General features: G+C 59.4%; 18 protein-coding genes and 1 tRNA gene. 7 read left to right on the plus strand and 12 right to left on the minus strand.

Translation table 11 applies throughout. The features are described from left to right. Window positions 1-26 precede the first annotated feature (26 nt). From BR48_RS0110780 to BR48_RS25480, 10 genes are all read right to left on the minus strand, one after another. Window positions 27-1,307, minus strand: a complete 1,281-nt coding sequence (locus BR48_RS0110780) for an NAD(P)/FAD-dependent oxidoreductase (RefSeq protein ID WP_027231314.1) — start codon at window positions 1,305-1,307, stop codon at window positions 27-29. Between the two features lie 8 nt (window positions 1,308-1,315). After that, a complete protein-coding gene (locus BR48_RS0110785) occupies window positions 1,316-2,251 on the minus strand; it encodes an NAD-dependent epimerase/dehydratase family protein (protein WP_027231315.1) in 936 nt (311 codons plus the stop codon). Then, complete coding sequence (locus BR48_RS0110790; RefSeq protein WP_036813696.1) at window positions 2,248-2,985, minus strand: SDR family NAD(P)-dependent oxidoreductase; 738 nt, start codon at window positions 2,983-2,985, stop codon at window positions 2,248-2,250. The genes BR48_RS0110785 and BR48_RS0110790 overlap by 4 nt, the downstream gene beginning before the upstream one ends. Window positions 2,986-3,002: 17 nt before the next feature. Beyond that, window positions 3,003-4,319: an FAD-binding oxidoreductase gene (locus BR48_RS0110795; protein ID WP_027231317.1), complete on the minus strand. Its 1,317-nt coding sequence runs from the start codon at window positions 4,317-4,319 to the stop codon at window positions 3,003-3,005. Window positions 4,320-4,327: 8 nt separating this feature from the next. Then, window positions 4,328-5,806, minus strand: a complete 1,479-nt coding sequence (locus BR48_RS24325; RefSeq protein WP_051614762.1) for a UbiA family prenyltransferase — start codon at window positions 5,804-5,806, stop codon at window positions 4,328-4,330. 155 nt (window positions 5,807-5,961) lie between these two features. Beyond that, window positions 5,962-6,038 (minus strand) — tRNA-Arg (locus tag BR48_RS0110805). A 253-nt stretch (window positions 6,039-6,291) separates the two neighbouring features. After that, window positions 6,292-7,245 carry an acetyl-CoA carboxylase carboxyltransferase subunit alpha gene (locus tag BR48_RS0110810; RefSeq protein WP_027231318.1) on the minus strand — a complete coding sequence of 318 codons (954 nt, stop codon included), beginning with the start codon at window positions 7,243-7,245 and terminating at the stop codon, window positions 6,292-6,294. 132 nt (window positions 7,246-7,377) lie between these two features. Continuing rightward, window positions 7,378-7,890 carry a hypothetical protein gene (locus BR48_RS24330; protein WP_174208184.1) on the minus strand — a complete coding sequence of 171 codons (513 nt, stop codon included), beginning with the start codon at window positions 7,888-7,890 and terminating at the stop codon, window positions 7,378-7,380. Between the two features lie 38 nt (window positions 7,891-7,928). After that, window positions 7,929-8,855, minus strand: a complete 927-nt coding sequence (xerD, locus tag BR48_RS0110820; protein ID WP_027231319.1) for a site-specific tyrosine recombinase XerD — start codon at window positions 8,853-8,855, stop codon at window positions 7,929-7,931. Between the two features lie 4 nt (window positions 8,856-8,859). Beyond that, window positions 8,860-9,021 carry a hypothetical protein gene (locus BR48_RS25480; protein WP_051614764.1) on the minus strand — a complete coding sequence of 54 codons (162 nt, stop codon included), beginning with the start codon at window positions 9,019-9,021 and terminating at the stop codon, window positions 8,860-8,862. Window positions 9,022-9,156: 135 nt separating this feature from the next. On the opposite strand from BR48_RS25480, the gene BR48_RS24335 reads away from it, so the two are divergent. From BR48_RS24335 to BR48_RS0110840, 3 genes are read left to right on the plus strand one after another with little or no spacing between them, the layout of a single operon-like run. Next, window positions 9,157-9,777, plus strand: coding sequence for a shikimate kinase (locus BR48_RS24335; protein WP_036814191.1), 621 nt, complete (start codon window positions 9,157-9,159; stop codon window positions 9,775-9,777). Next, window positions 9,774-10,904 carry a 3-dehydroquinate synthase gene (gene aroB / locus BR48_RS0110835; protein WP_027231320.1) on the plus strand — a complete coding sequence of 377 codons (1,131 nt, stop codon included), beginning with the start codon at window positions 9,774-9,776 and terminating at the stop codon, window positions 10,902-10,904. The genes BR48_RS24335 and aroB overlap by 4 nt, the downstream gene beginning before the upstream one ends. Further along, window positions 10,901-12,187 carry an HlyC/CorC family transporter gene (locus BR48_RS0110840; RefSeq protein WP_027231321.1) on the plus strand — a complete coding sequence of 429 codons (1,287 nt, stop codon included), beginning with the start codon at window positions 10,901-10,903 and terminating at the stop codon, window positions 12,185-12,187. The genes aroB and BR48_RS0110840 overlap by 4 nt, the downstream gene beginning before the upstream one ends. 125 nt (window positions 12,188-12,312) lie before the next feature. Here BR48_RS0110840 and BR48_RS0110845 read toward each other — a convergent pair whose 3' ends face one another. Continuing rightward, on the minus strand, window positions 12,313-12,615 hold the full coding sequence (locus BR48_RS0110845) for a BolA family transcriptional regulator (RefSeq protein ID WP_027231322.1): 303 nt from the start codon (window positions 12,613-12,615) through the stop codon (window positions 12,313-12,315). 124 nt (window positions 12,616-12,739) lie between these two features. Here BR48_RS0110845 and BR48_RS0110850 point away from each other — a divergent pair, with 124 nt between their 5' ends. From BR48_RS0110850 to BR48_RS0110865, 4 genes are all read left to right on the plus strand, one after another. Continuing rightward, a complete protein-coding gene (locus tag BR48_RS0110850; protein WP_027231323.1) occupies window positions 12,740-13,387 on the plus strand; it encodes a J domain-containing protein in 648 nt (215 codons plus the stop codon). Between the two features lie 93 nt (window positions 13,388-13,480). After that, entirely contained in the window at window positions 13,481-14,467 is a 987-nt protein-coding gene (gene cobS / locus BR48_RS0110855) for a cobaltochelatase subunit CobS (RefSeq protein WP_027231324.1), read from the plus strand. Window positions 14,468-14,480: 13 nt separating this feature from the next. Further along, entirely contained in the window at window positions 14,481-16,367 is a 1,887-nt protein-coding gene (cobT, locus tag BR48_RS0110860; protein ID WP_027231325.1) for a cobaltochelatase subunit CobT, read from the plus strand. Then, on the plus strand, window positions 16,367-17,377 hold the full coding sequence (locus BR48_RS0110865) for an esterase-like activity of phytase family protein (RefSeq protein WP_027231326.1): 1,011 nt from the start codon (window positions 16,367-16,369) through the stop codon (window positions 17,375-17,377). Before cobT ends, BR48_RS0110865 begins: the two co-directional genes overlap by 1 nt. Here the strand turns inward: BR48_RS0110865 and BR48_RS0110870 are convergent. Then, window positions 17,350-18,000 (minus strand): queuosine precursor transporter, encoded by a 651-nt coding sequence (locus BR48_RS0110870; RefSeq protein WP_027231327.1) that lies wholly within the window; start codon window positions 17,998-18,000, stop codon window positions 17,350-17,352. The genes BR48_RS0110865 and BR48_RS0110870 overlap by 28 nt on opposite strands. Window positions 18,001-18,074 lie beyond the last annotated feature (74 nt).

The following is an 18,074-nucleotide window of genomic DNA, read 5'->3' on the forward strand; positions in this document are numbered from 1 at the left end:
TACAACTGAGATCGCTCGCTCACGCATCAGATGACCGCCTCTGCCATTGACCGGCCAAAGCGAATGCTCTCCGAAACGCCGCGATCTTCAGGATAATAAAAGCATGTGTCGGCAATCTGCAGTCCTGCAATCGGGGTCTGAACGTCGGGCAGCTTCTCGTAGAAATTCGGCTCGCAGACCGGCTGGGCATAGCGCAGGCGGCCGACTTTTGCATCGATCAGGTCGCTTTTGGTGACTGCCGGATTGATGCGGCTTATATAGCCGAACGCCTCTTCGATGAACTGCTGGTCGGTCCACTGCCATTTCGGCTGGGTCGTGGGCATATAATAGGGCACATAGACGATCGTATCATCGACAGGGCGCAGATTCGAAAACTCGATGATACCGGGAATGTCGATGTCGTCGTCTACGATATTGAGCCAGAAGTTTTTGGTGACCGAACGCTTCAACTTGAACAGGAGGCAAACGACGCCGATATTGCGGATTGCATCGTATTTTGCCTTCCACGCCTCCGGAAGATCCGGAGCCAGCTTAGATACGAGCGGCGTTGGCACGGTGGAGATGACCGCATCGGCGGGGAAGAACCTTCCGCCCGCTGTAACACCGGTGACCTTACCGTCCTCGGTCTCGATTTTCTCTGCCGGCGCTGAAAGTTGCAGTCGACCTCCCTTTGCCTCGAAGGCGGATGCAAGCGCCTTGACCAGGGTCTCGCTGCCGCCCTCGATATAGCCGAGTTCCTCCTGAAAAATGGAGCGGCGCGAATTGCCGATGCGCTTGATGCGAGTGGCAATCCAGGACGCCGAAATATCATCCGAGAGTTCATAGAATTTGAGCTGCATGAGGCGCCGCCACAATGTGTCGTAGACTTCCTTGCCTGAACCGCCTTCGATCCACTGGCGCGCGGTCAACTTTTCGATGCGATCGAATGCCTTCGCCTTGGTCGTCAAAAACATCTGAACGCCTGTCCGCAGCTTGGCGATGAGGCTCATATGCGGGAACATCAGAAGCGAAATCGGACTGCCCCAAGGATGGACCTTGCCCTTCATGTAGTAAGCCATGGAGGTCGGCGTCCAGCGCATCTTGTCGCCAATGCCAAGCTCTTCCATCAAGGCGAATGTCGGCTCGTCGGTCTTGCAGACAAAATGGTAGTAACGCTCGATCGACAATCCGCCAAAGTCGAAATGCGCTGCCATCCCGCCCGGCTTGCTGTCCGCCTCGATCAGGTCAACCTCATGACCGAGGGTAACGGCGCGATGTGCTGCCGCAAGTCCCATTGGCCCGGCACCTATGACGACGATCCTGCTCATGGCGATCCTTAGAAATCGAGAACAATACCGGAATAGCGCGGATCGAGGTAAGTCTCCTCGAGCGCTTTCCGCAACGGGGTTGCTTTGACACCGAAAATTTTTGGCCAATCAATAACCGGGAACGTCTCTGGTATGACAAGCGCCTCCAGCTGGCTGGTCGTAAATGGCGGGTTTTTGTTGAGCTTGCCATAGGCGTATAGCAGAGCCCAGAACAGCCCATAGGGTATATGGACGATCTTCGCCTTTGGTTTGACGATGTCGTGGATGAGTGCAATCAACTCGCCATAGTGGACTTGTTCCAGTCCCGAAATGTCGTAGGTACCCGTCGCCCGGCTATCCAATCCGGCAGCGATGATGGCGGCGAAATCACCGACATATAGCGGCTGGCGGATAAACTTGCCGTCACCCGGGATCGGGAAGACCGCAGTGCGATCCATGAACCGGCGCAGCCATCCAAGATGTTTGCGGTCGAACCAGCCGAACATCAATGTCGGGCGCAATATCAAATGCGGAATATCGGTTACGGTATCGATGAACTTCTCTTGAGCCGTTTTTGAACGCGTGTAGAAATCATCGGCCTGCGAGCGCACGACCGACGATGAAATCTGCACGAAGTAAGGCGTTCCGTGCTCGCGCATGGCCGCTACAATGTTCTCAGTGGCGGTCACGTTGTTGTCGGTGAATTCCTGCTCATAAAGGCCGCCGATCTGGGCCTGGTTGAGCACCAGGGCATCTGCTCCAGCGAGCGCGCCCGACCAGGCACCGGGCTTTGCAAGATCAGCCTCGATGACTTCGATTTCCGGATGGATCCGCCGAAGCAACGCCGTGTTGGCGGGATGCTTGTCGATGCCGACGATGGCAATGTCTGGATTTGCCTTGAGCCGGGCTATGAGGTTCTGTCCGACAAGCCCTGCCGCGCCGGTGATGATGATCTTGCGGGTCATATGCTCATCCGGTTGAAGATTGCTGTGGGCAAGTTGCGGATGATGAGCATTATCAAGCGCCAGCGGGCCGGGGCGTAGAATACGGGGCCTTTGCCATCCGCGGCCCGCCGCACCACCGTCGCAATTTGCTCCGGTGTCGCCCACAACGCGCCCTTGCGCTTCATTCCATCGGTCATTGGCGTAATGGTCGGGCCCGGCTTGACAATCGCCGCGCGCGGACCATTGCTGGCGAAACGATGCGATATGCCTTCGACGAGAGCGGCAAGGCCTGCCTTGGCAGCCCCATATACGTAGTTCGCGCGCCTGCCGCGGTCGCCCGCCACTGATCCCAGCACGACAAGCGAACCCCGAGCCTGGGTTTCGAACAAATCCGCAACAGCCAGACACCAGGCCGCTGCAGAATTGAAGTTGATCCGCAGGATATCCTCCGCCACCTCCGTCGAGCGCTCGGCCTCGTTCTGATCGCCGAGAATCCCGTAGGCGACGATAACGTGATCGACGCCTCCAAGCGTCGCAACAAGTTCCGCAAGCCTGGTGCGCACATCGTCCGAAACAGCAAGATCGTGGACAGCTGTCTCGACGCGGGAAGCGCCTCGAACCTTCAGATCCGCAGCAATGGCTTCAAGCTTGCCTTCCTGGCGGCCTACCAGCAGCAGATCAGCGCCTTCCAGTGCGTAGAGGCGGGCCGTGGCCTCGGCAATCGCCGATGTCGCTCCCAAAACGATAACGCGCAAAAAATCATTCCTCTTCGTTATTGACTCACTCTTCGCCAGAAGGCTGACGAGAATGCAGGGTCGACATGGTTGGCAAACGTCTCCCACGCCGGATAGCCGGCGCGAAACATGGATGCGGAGATCCGCCCGTCCTTGGCAGGATAGAGCCGCCCGCCTGCCTCCCGGACGATGTCGTCGAGCCGGTTCAACAAGTCAAGCGTCAACTGGCCCTTGTTGGGAAAATCGAGTGCGAGCGTCGTGCCCGCCTGCGGAAAAGATAAAAGTCCGGGTGACGGCACTCCACCAAAGGTCTTGAGCACCGCGAGAAAGGAGCCTTCGCCAGCCTTGGATATCGTCTCGAGCATTTCCCGCGTGGCGTCGCGCGCCGTGCCTGGCGGCACGACCGATTGATACTGGTACATGCCCCGGCTGCCATACATCCGGTTCCAATGGCCGATGGCATCCAGGGGATAAAAATAAGGCGGGTATGGAGTAATCGCAGGTCCGGCAGCCTGGCGGCCGCGGTAGAAATAAAGGCTGTTGAACCAACCTATGGAGGTACGGTTCAGCATGAAGCCCGGCATTGCGAAGGGCATGCTGAGCCTTGGCTTTACTTGTTTTGTCAGTCGCGCTCCTAAAGGCGCGTGGCGGGCACGGCTGAAGAGTCCCCGCCCCAGCCGGTCACCTCTTGCCAAGCAATCGACCCAGGCGACCGTGTAATGCGTAACGTCATCGCTTTCCGCTGCGACGGCAAAGAATGCGTCGAGATTGGCAAAGGGGATGGTCTCCGCCTCCATCATGGCACTCTCAATCGGCAGAAGTTCGATCTCGGCCCAGCTTATCAGGCCCGTCAGGCCCAATCCGCCAATCGTTGCAGCAAATAAGCCTGTTGGATCATCGGGCGTCAGCTCGATCTCAGTGCCATCGGATCGAAGGAGACCGATGCGGCGCACCCATCTGCCAATCGTCCCAGCGGAATGATGGTTCTTGCCGTGAACGTCGTTGGCAATGGCGCCGCCCAATGTAACGAAACGCGTGCCAGGCGTAACCGGCAGAAAGTAGCCGCGCTGTACGAAGAGTTCGAGGATGCTGTCAAAGGCTATTCCGGCCTCCGCACGCAACAGCCGCGTCACAGGATCGAACGAAATCACCCGGTCCAGCGCCGTCATGTCGATAAGCGAGCCATCGGGATTGAGGCCGCTGTCGCCATAGGACCGGCGCAATCCGATACCGAGCACGCTTCGTCCCTCTTTCCGGGCAAGGAGCTCCGGCAGTTGCTCACGCCAACTCGGCCGGCTAACGAAATGCTGCGCTTTTACCGTTCCGCCCCAGGAGCGGATGTCATCCGCAACCATGTATGACGTCATAGGGCAGCCACAAACAGCACTGCGATCAGTATGCCCAGCAGAATGCTGGGCCTGTCACGCAAGGCGAAGCTGACGGGGTCGTCGTTCATTCGGCCGCGATGGGCGAGCAACCAGATACGGCCGATCCAGATCGCGAGGAAGACGGGTATACCTGCCAGCAACTGCGGATGCGAATAAAACGGACCGGGCAACATCTCTTCAACGATGAAGAGAACCATGATCAGCAGGGATGCGACGGCGGAAGCTACACCAAGTGCCAGTGTGAGCGGCTCGTCCTCGATCAGGTAGCCGCGGCTCGCGAGACTATGGGAGCCGCTCGATGAAGCCCGGACGATTTCGGTGTGACGCTTGGCCATGGCGAGCGAGAAAAAGAAGAACACCGAGAACGTCAGCAGCCACGCCGACGCGGGTACCCTTAGAAGGGCAATGCCCATGATAAGGCGCGTGGTGAACAGGATGCCGATGATGAGCGTATCCAGGATGGGCACGCGCTTGAGCCCGAATGAATAGGCCAGGGTGAGTGTCAGATAGGCCGCCAAGGCAAGCGTAAAATAGGGAGACAGGAACAACGAGCCGATGAAGGCGGCTATGAGGCCGCTGCAAGCCAGCAAAAGGCCGGATGCGATCGGAAGCCGCCCACTGGCGAGCGCCCGATTGCGTTTCGACCAGTGCTCCCTGTCGGCACTCAAATCCGCAAGATCGTTAAGCAGATAGGTCGAAGACGTCACCATCAGCAAGCAGATAAGACCGAGGATCGTATCACGCACAACGGCAAAATCACCCCAGGCATGGGCAAGAACCAACGGGACGAAAATGAGCGCATTCTTGGACCAGTGGTGGACCCGCAGCGCTTTGAGGCTATCCTTCAAACCGAGCGGATGATTGGAAAACTCCGCTTCCACCGGCTTGCCGAGACCGCGCGCGGCCTTGGCGACGCCGGGCGACGCGCCAGCCAGAACAACCCCTTCAGCCGCCTTCCACACGGCAAGGTCCGCTCGGCTGTCACCGACATAGACGAACCCATCGGGGAAAGTGCGCGCCAGATGTTCTGCCTTGACGCGGCCCTTCAAGTTTGCCGTCGCCGAACCGATGGCGCTTGCAAAAATCCCGACGCGGCGGGAAACATTCTCGACAACCGCTTGATTTGCCGCCGAGCAGAGATGAATTTCGCGGCCTGCCGCGGCCTGCTCACGCAGCCACTTGACCAGATCTTCACGCAGGGGCAACACGGTCGAAGCGAGATCAACCTTCGACGCAAGGGAGGCTTTCAGCGCGGCGCGCCCGCGCAGCACACTCGGAGCTGCGAAGGCGAGCGCTGCCGGTTTGGTAAAGATTGCGGCTACCACCTGCTCATGCAGGGTATCGGTCAATATCAGCGTCTTATCGAGATCGACGACAAGGGGATATCGCGCCGAGTGAACATTCGCGGCATCGGGAGAAATCTCTCCATCCAATTTGCGGTATACCAATTCCATTGATAGCTGAAACTTTTCCAGTGAAAAATACCAAATGTTTCTGGCACAAGTGATGCATCGCCACAAGGTCGCTGACAGCTCACGGTAAATGCAGGCGGAATCAGGCTCTCGCCTACATTGGCAATCACAACCATAATTGGATCATATTGAAAGAATGGCGCGCCCGAAAGGATTCGAACCTCTGACCCCCAGATTCGTAGTCTGGTGCTCTATCCAGCTGAGCTACGGGCGCGTACCACTTATGCGCGTTCGTCTGCGCAGCGCGGTTCGTAATGGGTTGGGAAACGAATTGCAAGCTGCTTCGTAAAAAAACCGAAACTATTTTCGGCAGTGCGGTCGCGGCGCGGATTGTTCGGCGACTTAGAAAATTCGCTGCAGCATGCGGTGAAGCGCAGCGCAAAAAAAAGCCCGGAGACAAGCGGCCGTTGCTCAATTAAAGGTCGAAGGCGAGGGGCTTGAGCGCCTACTGCTTGGAGAGAAACGCTCTAAAGATTGCGGCCGATCGAGAGATATTTGTCGCGGCGATCCTGGCGCAGTGCGTCGCCGTCCATGTTGCCCATGGATTTGAGGGCGACGTTGATGATGTTGCCGGTCGCCTCGATGGCGGCGTCCTTGCCGCGGTGCGCACCGCCCATGGGCTCGGGGATGATGCCGTCTATGATCTTCAGTTCGTAGAGATCCTGCGCCGTAATGCGCATCGAGGTTGCCGCATCCTTGGCGCGCGTCGAATCGTGCCAGAGAATCGAGGCTGCCCCTTCCGGCGAAATGACCGAATAGATCGAATGTTCGAGCATATAGACGCGGTTCGCCGTGGCGATGGCGATGGCGCCGCCGGACCCGCCTTCACCGATGATGACGGAGACGACCGGCACTTTCAGGTTGAGGCACGCCGCGGTGGAGCGGGCAATGGCTTCCGCCTGGCCGCGTTCCTCGGCGGCAATGCCCGGAAAGGCGCCGGCCGTATCGACGAGGGTCAGCACCGGCAATTGGAAGCGGTCGGCAAGTTCCATGATGCGCACGGCCTTGCGGTAGCCTTCGGGCATGGCCATGCCGAAATTGTGCTTGAGGCGCGACTTGGTGTCGTTGCCCTTTTCCTGACCGATTACGGCGACTGCCTGGCCGTTGAAACGGGCAAGGCCGGCCTGCACTGCGTCGTCGTCGGCAAAATTGCGGTCCCCGGCAAGGGGCGTGAAGTCGGTAAAGAGCTTGGAAATATAGTCCACGCAATGCGGACGGTCCGGATGGCGGGCGATCTGCGCCTTCTGCCAGGGCGTAAGCTTGCGGTAGAGATCGCGCAGGGCCTCGGCCGACCTTTTTTCCAGCCGTGCGATCTCGTCATTGGTATCGAGCGCGTCGCCTTCTTCGGCGAGCTTCTTCAGCTCGAGGATCTTGCCATCGAGATCGGCAACCGGTTTCTCAAAATCAAGGTAGTTGTACATGGACGAGATGTCTGCCTGCAAACGGTGAATTTTGCTCTAACTGGCTGTTGCCGAGGCGCATGTCAAGAAACATGGCCGAACGGCGCGCCGGCGGCGCAACTTATTGGGGGGAATTCAGGCGAAGGTGTGGTGCTACTTCGCCGCGGGCTTGCGCCTTGCAAGCTTCGGCGGCCTTGGCGGCGCGGCAGTCTTGCGCCGCCTCGGTTTCGGTTCTGCGTGTTGCCAACCGATCCAGCGGCCTTCGCCAGCAAAATGGCGCGGGCCCAAAGCTGCGGTTTGCAACCCTTCACGCAACATGTCGAGGTCAAGGTCCGGCATACGATCGAGAAGGCCGGGAGGCAGGCGGTCAAGATCGAGCCAGGTGACATCGAAGTAGATGTGTTCCTTGCGCTCGCCGTCATCGACGGTAAAGAACCATTGGCTTTCCATATAGTCGCCAAACCACGGGTCGGGAAACATGGCGGGCGTAAAGGTAAAGCCGAAGGCGGTTACCTCGTTCCAGCTCCAGCTTTGCCGCCAGCCCATGGAGCGGGTGAGGTGGCTGGTGCGGGTGAAGCCCCGATCATGAAAATGCATCACTTCGCCGTCGGCCTCGGCGGGCGGCGGCTCCGGTCGGGTGATCATCTTCTTCAACAAGTGCCACATGGACAGACCTCTGGTTGAATGCTTTTTCGCCCTTCTCCCTAGTCTGCCAGAGGGTGATGCTCCGTGACAAGCCTGTGCAGGCGTTCTTCCATCACATGCGTGTAAATTTGGGTCGTCGCAATGTCGGAATGACCCAGCAATTGCTGGACAGCGCGCAAGTCGGCGCCATTCTGAAGGAGGTGGCTGGCGAAGGCGTGCCGCAGGACGTGCGGCGAGATCGCGGAACTTTTTAGCCCGGCGCGGGCCGCCAGCCCTTTCAACTCGCGGGCAAAAACCTGCCGCGCCAGAAAGCCGGTTTCGGAAACAGCGGGAAAGAGCCAGGAATTGTCCGCCAGATTGGGCTGTGCATCGCGGGCGGCGAGGTAGCGGTTCATCGCATCGCGCGCCTTTGTCGAAAGTGGCACCATGCGGTCTTTCGAGCCCTTGCCGCGCACCATCAAAAACCGGCTGTCCTGCCGGGCGACAGCCACCGGCAATCCGACAAGTTCGGAAACGCGCAGGCCCGTTGCATAGAGGATTTCGAGGAGCGCATGGAGACGCAGGGCCTGCATCGGCGATGCGACGGAGGCCTGTGGATCGTTCGTCTCAAGCTCGGCGCGTCCAAGCAGTTTCTCGACATCCGCCTCACTCATGATTTTAGGAAGCGCCCGCTCCTTCTTGGGGGCATCGAGCGTGCTCGTTGGATCATCGCCCCGGAGATTTTCCGTATACAGAAAGCGAAAGAATTGGCGCAGCGCCGAGAGCCGGCGGGCCTGCGAGGTTGCGGCGAAGCCACGGGCCGAAATATCGTCAAGATAAGCGCGAACCGTCGCATTGGCGGCATCTGTAAGCTGCTCGCCAGCCGCCGCGCTGAAGGCGGCTGCGTCTTCGAGATCGCGCCGATAGGATTCGAGTGTGTTCCGGGCGGCGCCGCGTTCGGCACTCATCATTTCGAGAAATGTTTCAATGGCGGCGGCAGCGCGCATGGCGTCACTTCTTCTGGTCGGGCTTCGGGTTGAGCTTCTCGCTTGGAATGCGAATGGTCATTTCGGTCTGTTTGGGATGCACGAAGGTCACCAGCGCGACCATGCCGGCATAGACGAGCCCGGCGAGGATCGCGAGGACAAGGATCAATCGTGTCAGGGTAGGCATTTTCGCTTCGTATGGTCAGATTTGAGGTTCCATAATCCTGCCGTCGAAACCTTATGATTTCATGAAACTGGCAAGAAGGGCGGGACCACTATAGTTTGCTTGACGAAAACAGAGTTTTCCTGTCGATACGCAATGATGAACACCACTGAAGACCAAGTAGAACATACGGACGTATCAGAGACTGCAAGGTCCATCCGCGAGCGCCTTGGGCACAAATCCATCGTGCTCATCGGGCTGATGGGCGCCGGCAAGTCGACGGTCGGCAAAAAGCTTGCCGCATTGGTCGAACTGCCCTTCTTCGACGCCGATCACGAGATCGAAAAGGTCTCGACGATGACGATACCGGAACTCTTCGAAGCTTATGGCGAGGCCGAGTTCCGCGACCTCGAGCGCCGGGTAATTGCCCGCATGCTGGAGGATGGACCGATCGTGCTTGCGACCGGAGGCGGCGCCTATATGAACGACCAGACGCGACGGGCTATCGCCTCGGAGGGCGTTTCGCTTTGGCTGAAGGCCGAGCTCGATGTGCTGATGCAGCGCGTGGCGCGCAAGCAGAACCGGCCGCTTCTCAAGAACGACAACCCGCGCGGCGTCATGGAGCGGTTGATGACCGAGCGCTATCCGATCTATGCCCGGGCCGATCTGACGATCAATTCGCGCGAAGAAAAGAAAGAGATCATCGCGCTCGAGGCGATGCAGGCAATTGCCGAGCACCTCGGCGGCGTGGTGATGACCGGTGAGGAAAAGAGTAAATGACGGAAGCATCCGCCGCAGCGCAAACGATCGTTCCCGTCAAGCTCGGGGACCGCTCGTATGATATTGTCATCGGCTCGGGGCTTATCGAGCGCGCCGGTCGTGAGATCGCCGATCGGACAGACGCCATGCGCGTTGCCATCGTCAGCGACGAAACGGTGGCCGGCCTGCACCTTGAACGCCTGACGCACAGTCTCAACGCAGCGGGCGTTCACGTGACGCCGATCATCGTTGCACCGGGCGAAAAGTCCAAGGGCTTTGCCACGCTCGAAACCGTGACCAACGCTATCCTTTCGGCGCGACTTGAGCGCGGCGACATTGTGATTGCCTTCGGCGGCGGGGTCATCGGTGATCTCGCCGGCTTTGCCGCGGGCATCGCCCGCCGCGGCATGGGATTCATCCAGATGCCGACCTCGCTTCTCGCGCAGGTCGATTCCTCTGTCGGCGGCAAGACCGGCATCAATACCATCCACGGCAAAAACCTCGTCGGCCTGTTCTACCAGCCGCAGCTTGTCCTTGCCGATACGGATGTTCTCGACACGCTGTCGCCACGCGAGTTCCGCGCCGGTTATGCGGAAGTTGCCAAATACGGCCTGATCGACCGGCCCGATTTCTTCGCGTGGCTCGAAAAGAACTGGCGCGGCATCTTCGAAGGCGGTCCGGAGCGGACGGAGGCGATCGCCGTCTCCTGCCGGTCCAAAGCGGACGTGGTGGCCCGCGACGAGCGGGAAACCGGTGACCGGGCCTTGCTCAATCTCGGCCATACGTTCGGGCACGCGCTTGAAACGGCAACGCACTATGATTCTTCGAGGCTGGTGCACGGAGAGGCTGTAGCGATAGGCATGGTCCTTGCCCATCAGTTTTCGGCCAAGATGAACCTGGCGAGCCCCGACGACGCCGCGCGGGTTGAAACGCATTTGCGCATGGTCGGCCTTCCGACATCAATCCACGAAATACCGGGTGATTTGCCGCCCGCCGGAAGGCTGATGGAATATATTGCCCAGGACAAGAAGGTGGCGCGCGGTGCGCTTACCTTCATACTCACGCGGGGAATCGGCCAGTCTTTCATAGCCAAGGACGTGCCGGCATCCGCCGTATTGAGTTTTTTGCAGGAGAAGCAGCAAAGATGACCCTGGAAATCTGGATCTTTTGCGGAGTCATCTTCGGTCTGATCCTGATCTCCGGACTGTTTGCCGGGTCCGAAACGGCGCTGACAGCGGCATCGCGGGCGCGAATGCATCGCCTCGCCAACCGTGGCGACGGCCGGGCGAAGATCGTTGCCAATCTTATCGAAAAGCGCGACCGGCTGATCGGCGTCATGCTGATCGGCAACAACCTGATCAACATCCTCGCCTCGTCGCTGACGACAAGCATGCTGCTTGATCTCTTCGGGCAGGCCGGTGTCGCCTATGCGACCGCGATCATGACAGTGATGCTTGTCATCTTCGCCGAAGTCCTGCCGAAATCATGGGCCGTTGCGAGCCCGGATCGGCACGCGCTGGCGCTCGTGCGTTTCGCCCAGGGCACGGTTTTCGTGCTCGGCCCAATCTCTGACCTCGTCAACTGGATCGTGCGCAAGATGCTGGGCGCCTTCGGCATCAACCTTGCTGCGGGAACATCCATGTTGTCGGCGCAGGAAGAACTGCGCGGCGCGGTCGAACTCCTGCACAAGGAAGGCTCAGTCGTCAAAGGCGACCGCGACCAGATCGGCGGGCTGCTCGATCTGCGCGAGCTCGAAGTCTATGACGTCATGATCCATCGCACAGACATGGATTCGGTCAATGCCGACGATCCGGTCGAAACGGTGATCGGCGAAATTCTGGCGAGCCATCACACACGTATCCCGGTCTGGAAGGGGGCGAGCGACAATATAGTTGGTGTCGTCCATGCCAAGGACCTCGTGCGGGCCATTCGTGACGCAGACCGCGACTTTGCGAAGATCAACATCATGAAGGTCGCGACCAAGCCGTGGTTCGTGCCCGATACGACCACATTGCAGGATCAGCTCAATGCGTTCTTGCGGCGCAAGGCGCATATAGCGATCGTCGTCGATGAGTATGGCGATGTTCAGGGATTGATCACGCTTGAGGACATCCTTGAGGAAATCGTCGGCGACATTGCCGATGAGCACGATATCGACGTGCAGGGCTGCCGGCCGCAGCCGGACGGTTCAGTGCTGGTCGACGGTTCGGTGCCGATTCGCGACCTCAACCGCGCGCTCGACTGGAACCTGCCCGATGCTGAAGCCACAACCATCGCGGGGCTTGTGATCCACGAAACGCAGAGCATCCCCAAGGAAAAGCAGGCCTTCACCTTCCACGGCAAGCGCTTCACCATTTTGCGGCGGGAAAAAAACCGCATCACGCGTCTGCGCATCCGTCCCCTGGAAGATGACAAGGCCGAATCCCGCTAGAATCACGACAATCCTGAATATTCCTTTAGCGCGACTGGCGCGACCCGGCTACATTCCGCGAGGTCTGTGCCCCGCAATCGGGCGCGATTGCCAGGCCCGAAAGGCAGTTCATGGAGTGTTGAACGCTATTTACGTGTAGGCTCGCCGGGTGCTGCCGGCTCGAGCGCCAGCGCATGAACGCTCCCGTTCAATTCCTCCTTGAGGACGTCGTTGATCGCCCGGTGGCGCTCGACGCGCGACAGTCCCGTAAAGGCGTCCGCGACAATACGCACCCGAAAATGCGTTTCGCCCGATCCGTCAAATGTGCCATGATGATCGCCGTCTGAATGATGGTGACCGGCGTGGAGGTGGCTTTCATTAATGACTGCCAAAGAAACGGGATGAAAGGCCTCGTTCAGTTTGTTTTCGATTGCGGACTGAGTGGACATTTCGTTCTCCTGCGCCCATATGGTAGTTTCACTTGGCAAATCCGTACATGATCACAAATTTACCGCCATTTCAGGCGTTAGGTCGATCCATGGGCAAATGTCAATTCATGCTTAGCAAAGATAGATGACCTCGAATTCGAAATATTTTGACAGCATCCGCATCCGGCCGAAGAAGGCGGAAGAGGAAAAATCGCGCACTCCGGTGTGTCAGTGGGACGGCTGCGAAAAGCCGGGCCCGCATCGCGCCCCCGTAGGCCGCATGAAGGAGGGAGAATTCTTCCACTTCTGCATCGATCATGTGCGCGAGTATAACAAGGGCTACAATTATTTCTCCGGTCTCTCCGATGCCGAAGTCGCGCGCTATCAGAAGGAAGCCCTGACAGGCGACCGCCCGACCTGGACCATCGCTGGCCTGCCTGGAACGGGCGCCGGCGCAAGCGCCCAGGCTGCAAGCGCTGGCGGGGCGCGCACATCGCCGGACTTTTCCAAGCTGCGCTCGGGCCGCGCGGCTTATCTCAATCGTTTTCGTGATCCCAACAGCGTCTTCAATGAGGCGCGGGTTCATGTGCGCAAGCCGAAACCCTTGGAAGCGAAAGCGCTGGATACGCTGGGACTCGGCGCAAAAGCCAGTAGCGAAGACATCAAGTCGCGCTATAAAGAGCTGGTGAAGCGCCATCATCCCGATGCCAACGGCGGTGATCGGGCTTCCGAGGATCGTTTCCGTGACGTAATCCAGGCCTATCAATTGCTTAAGCAGGCTGGTTTCTGCTAGGACCGCTGTCGGCTTATTTTTCGAGACCTCGCCGGAGGTTTCAGGGTGTGACTATCGTTTTGCGTCTGCGCGTGCAGTCGCGCTGGAGGCATGATGAACAAGGTTGATCGCGATATTGCGAATTTGCCGGATACAACGGTTTCGGTTTCCAAGCTCTTCGGGTTTGATTCGGACATGATGGTCCCTGCCTATAAGGCGGGCGATGCCTATGTGCCGGAAATCGACAACGACTATCTCTTCGACAAGCAGACGACGCTCGCGATCCTCGCAGGCTTTGCATATAACCGCCGCGTCATGGTTTCCGGCTATCACGGGACCGGCAAATCCACCCATATCGAGCAGGTCGCCGCCCGCCTGAACTGGCCTTGCGTCCGCGTCAACCTCGACAGCCATGTCAGCCGTATCGATCTCGTCGGCAAGGATGCGATCGTCGTCAAGGAAGGCATGCAGATTACGGAATTCCGCGACGGCATCCTGCCCTGGGCCTACCAGCACAATGTCGCGCTCGTCTTCGACGAATATGATGCGGGCCGGCCCGACGTGATGTTCGTGATCCAGCGCGTGCTGGAATCGTCCGGGCGCCTGACGCTGCTCGACCAGAGCCGGGTCATCCGTCCGCACCCTGCCTTCCGGCTGTTCGCGACGGCCAATACCGTCGGTCTCGGCGATACGACGGGCCTTTATCATGGCACGCAGCAGATCAACCAGGCGCAGATGGACCGCTGGTCAATCGTGACGACGCTCAACTATCTGCCGCATGACAACGAGGCTGCAATCGTCGCGGCCAAGGCCAAGCACTACCAGAACAAGGAAGGCAAGGAGATCATCTCGAAGATGGTCCGCGTCGCCGATATGACACGCTCGGCCTTCATCAACGGCGATCTGTCGACGGTCATGAGCCCGCGAACGGTTATCACCTGGGCGGAAAACGCCGATATCTTCAAGGATGTCGGTTTCGCGTTCCGGCTTACCTTCCTTAACAAGTGCGATGAGCTTGAAAGGCCGATCGTTGCGGAGTTCTACCAGCGCGCCTTTGGCAAGGAACTGCCCGAATCAACGGCCAACGTCGTCATAAGCTGAGCGGCTGTTGGAAATGGCAGGTCCGGGAGATAACTTACGTACAAATCCGAAAGGCCCGGTCGATTCCGAGCCCTTCAAGCGTGCCGTTACCGCCTGCATGCGCGCCATTGCCGGCGATCATGAACTCGAAGTCGGTTTTGGCAATGACAAGCCGGCGCTGACCGGCCATCGCGCCCGCCTTCCGGACCTTCCCAAGCGCCCGTCCGCCAACGACATCGCAGTCACCCGCGGTCTTGGCGATTCGATGGCGCTGCGCAAAGCCTGCCACAATGACCGTATCCACGCGACGCTCGCACCGGAAGGCAAGCAGGCGAGGGCGATATTCGACGCCGTCGAACAGGCGCGTGTCGAGGCGATCGGCGCCTTGCGCATGGACGGCGTTGCCGAAAACCTGACTTCGATGCTTTCGGATAAATATGCGCGGGCCAATTTTCCGGCGATCACCGACAAGGCCGAAGCGCCGCTCGAAGAAGCCGTGGCGCTTCTCGTGCGGGAGAAACTGACCGGACGCAAGGCGCCGGAATCGGCGGGCAACGTCCTCGATCTTTGGCGCGACTGGATCGAGGAGAAAGCCTCCGGCGACATCGACCACCTGGTCGCCAAGATCAACGACCAGAATGCCTTCGCCCGCGTCGTGCGCGAGATGCTCGCCTCCATGGAAATGGCCGAGGATCTCGCCCAGGACAGCCAGCAGGACGAGGACCAGGACAATAGCGAGGATTCGCCCGATCCGGAGGAGAACGAAGAGGGCGGTTCCGAGCAGGACGAGGGCAGCGATTCGTCCGAAAGCGATGATTCCGACACGTCCAGCGATGACAGCCAGGCCGGGGAAACCGAGGCCACCGATGCTTCGTCGGACGAGATGGAAGAAGATAGCGACGCCGACGCGGAAATTCCGGGTGAGGCGCGCCGGCCCAATCCGCCTTTCTCCAATCTCGGCGCCGAAAGCGGCTACAAGGTCTTCACCCAGGAGTTCGACGAGACGACGGACGCCGAAGAACTTTGCGACGAAGCAGAACTCGACAGGCTGAGGGCCTTTCTCGACAAGCAACTGGCCAATCTTTCCGGTGTCGTCGGGCGCCTCGCCAACCGGTTGCAGCGCCGCCTGATGGCACAACAGAACCGGTCCTGGGATTTCGATCTCGAGGAGGGCTATCTCGACTCCGCGCGGCTCGTGCGCATTGTCATCGACCCGACACAGCCGCTGTCCTACAAGCAGGAACGCGATACGGATTTCCGCGACACGGTCGTCACCCTCCTCATCGACAATTCCGGGTCGATGCGCGGCCGTCCGATCACGGTGGCTGCCACCTGTGCAGATATATTGGCGCGCACGCTCGAGCGCTGCGGCGTAAAGGTCGAAATCCTCGGCTTCACGACCAAGGCCTGGAAGGGCGGGCAGGCGCGCGAGGCCTGGCTCGAACGCGGCAAGCCCGCCAATCCCGGGCGCCTCAATGATCTGCGCCATATCGTCTACAAGCGCGCCGATGCGCCGTGGCGTCGTTCCCGGCGCAATCTCGGCCTGATGATGCGCGAGGGACTTCTGAAGGAAAATATCGACGGCGAGGCGCTGATTTGGGCACACCAGCGTCTGCTCGGCCGTCCCGAGCAACGTCGCATCCTCATGATGATTTCGGATGGCGCGCCGGTCGATGACTCGACGCTCTCGGTCAATCCGGGCAACTATCTCGAACGGCATTTGCGCGCCGTCATCGAAGAGATCGAGACGCGCTCGCCCATTGAGCTGATCGCGATCGGCATCGGTCACGATGTCACGCGCTACTATCGACGGGCTGTCACAATCGTCGATGCGGAGGAGCTTGCCGGCGCCATGACCGAGCAACTCGCCTCGCTGTTCGAGGAACCGGAACGGGCGCCGAAATCCGCGCGGAAGCGTTAATGCGGCGACCCGCGCTGGCTTTCCGGCGCGCGTTGCTATCAGCCGCTATTCTCATTCCCCTGAGTGCGCAAGCCCAGGACGAGGGCGTGTCGCCCGCTGTCATCAAGGCATATCCGATCAGTAACTTTCGGATCGGATCGTCAGAAACCCGATTTGGCGCATTGGAGTTCGTCGGCGGTCTCGACCTTTCTTCGACCAATCGCGACTTCGGCGGCCTTTCGGCGTTCCGCTATCTCGACAAAGGCGGCTCGTTTCTCGGCATTACCGATACGGGCTTCTGGTATGCCGGCACGATGGAACGCGACGAGAAAGGCAGGCCGGTCGGGGTCGGCAAATTCCGCCTCGCGCCGATCCCGAGCGAGGATGGCGCGCCTCTTGAGGGCAAATGGAATTCCGACGCCGAAGGCATGAGTGTTTCGGGCAGCACGGTGACGGTCTCATTCGAACGCGTGCACCGGATCGCAGAATTCGATCTCGATCTCGAAAACTTCGCGTCAAAGCCAAGATTTCTGCCGCTGCCGATACCGGAGAACGAGCTCCGCAGTAATCGCGGCATCGAAACGATCGCCTATGCGCCGGAGAGAGGGCCGCTCCAGGGCGCCCGCGTTGCCGTTACCGAGAAGAGCATCAACAAGGCCGGCGACATGTTTGCAGCCGTGCTTGAGGGGCCGCGCAAGGGGATCTTCTACGTCAAGCGCATCGACGGTTTCGACATTAGTGATGGAGATTTTTTGCCGAACGGCGATCTCCTGTTGCTGGAGCGCCGCTTCAGCATTGCGAGCGGCGTTGCGCTGCGCATTCGCCGGATAGCCGCCGCCGCCATCGTACCCGGCGCGACTGTGGAAGGTCCCGTCATTCTTGATGCTGACATGCGCTACCAGATCGACAATTTGGAAGCGCTTGACGTCTGGCAGGCCGAGGACGGCTCGACGCGGGTGTCACTCGTTTCCGACGACAACCACTCGATCGTCCAGCGCAATCTTTATCTGGAATTCCGGTTGGCCGAATAGATCGCCGGCGCGAAGATGGCGAGAATGGCGCCATAGGGGACGAGCATCACCACGGCCATGACGATCTTGACCATGAGGTCGCCGAAGCCCAGCGACATCCACAGCGGGATCTCATGGCCGAAGAATGGAACAGGCATGGCGAGTGACGAGTCGGGACGGCCCGTCACTGCATCGATCCACGCAAATTTCGCGGCGAAGGCGATGGAGAAGAACAGCAGCGTGTCGAGGAGCGAGCCGAAAATCGCCGAGGCGAAGGGGGCCTTCCACCAGGTCAACTGCCGGAGCTTGTTGAAAACAGTGATGTCGAGCAACTGGGCTGTCAGGAAGGCAGTGCCAGAGGCAATCGCAATGCGCGGCGTCGCCAGCCAGATCGACAGGACCACAGCGATCGTAAAGCCGACATAGACGACCCTGCGCGCAAAGGCGGGGCCATAACTGCGGTTGGCAAGGTCGTTGACCAGGAATGCGATCGGATAGGTAAACGCCCCGTAGGTGAGTATTTCACCAAGGCCCAAATGGTTGAACGGGTACTGCACCAGAATATTGGAGGCAGCGACCACGGCACACATGGCGAGGACGGGAAGAATGAAATCCGAAGGAGAATAAGCGCTTTTGAGCGGCATTTTTTTATCCTGGGTAATGGAACCAGCCAAAACGATGATGACAACAATAAGGCCAGCCGAAGCTGGCCTTACGG

The sequence above is a fragment of the Phyllobacterium sp. UNC302MFCol5.2 genome, from assembly GCF_000686005.1.
Classification (GTDB): Bacteria; Pseudomonadota; Alphaproteobacteria; order Rhizobiales; family Rhizobiaceae; genus Phyllobacterium; species Phyllobacterium pellucidum.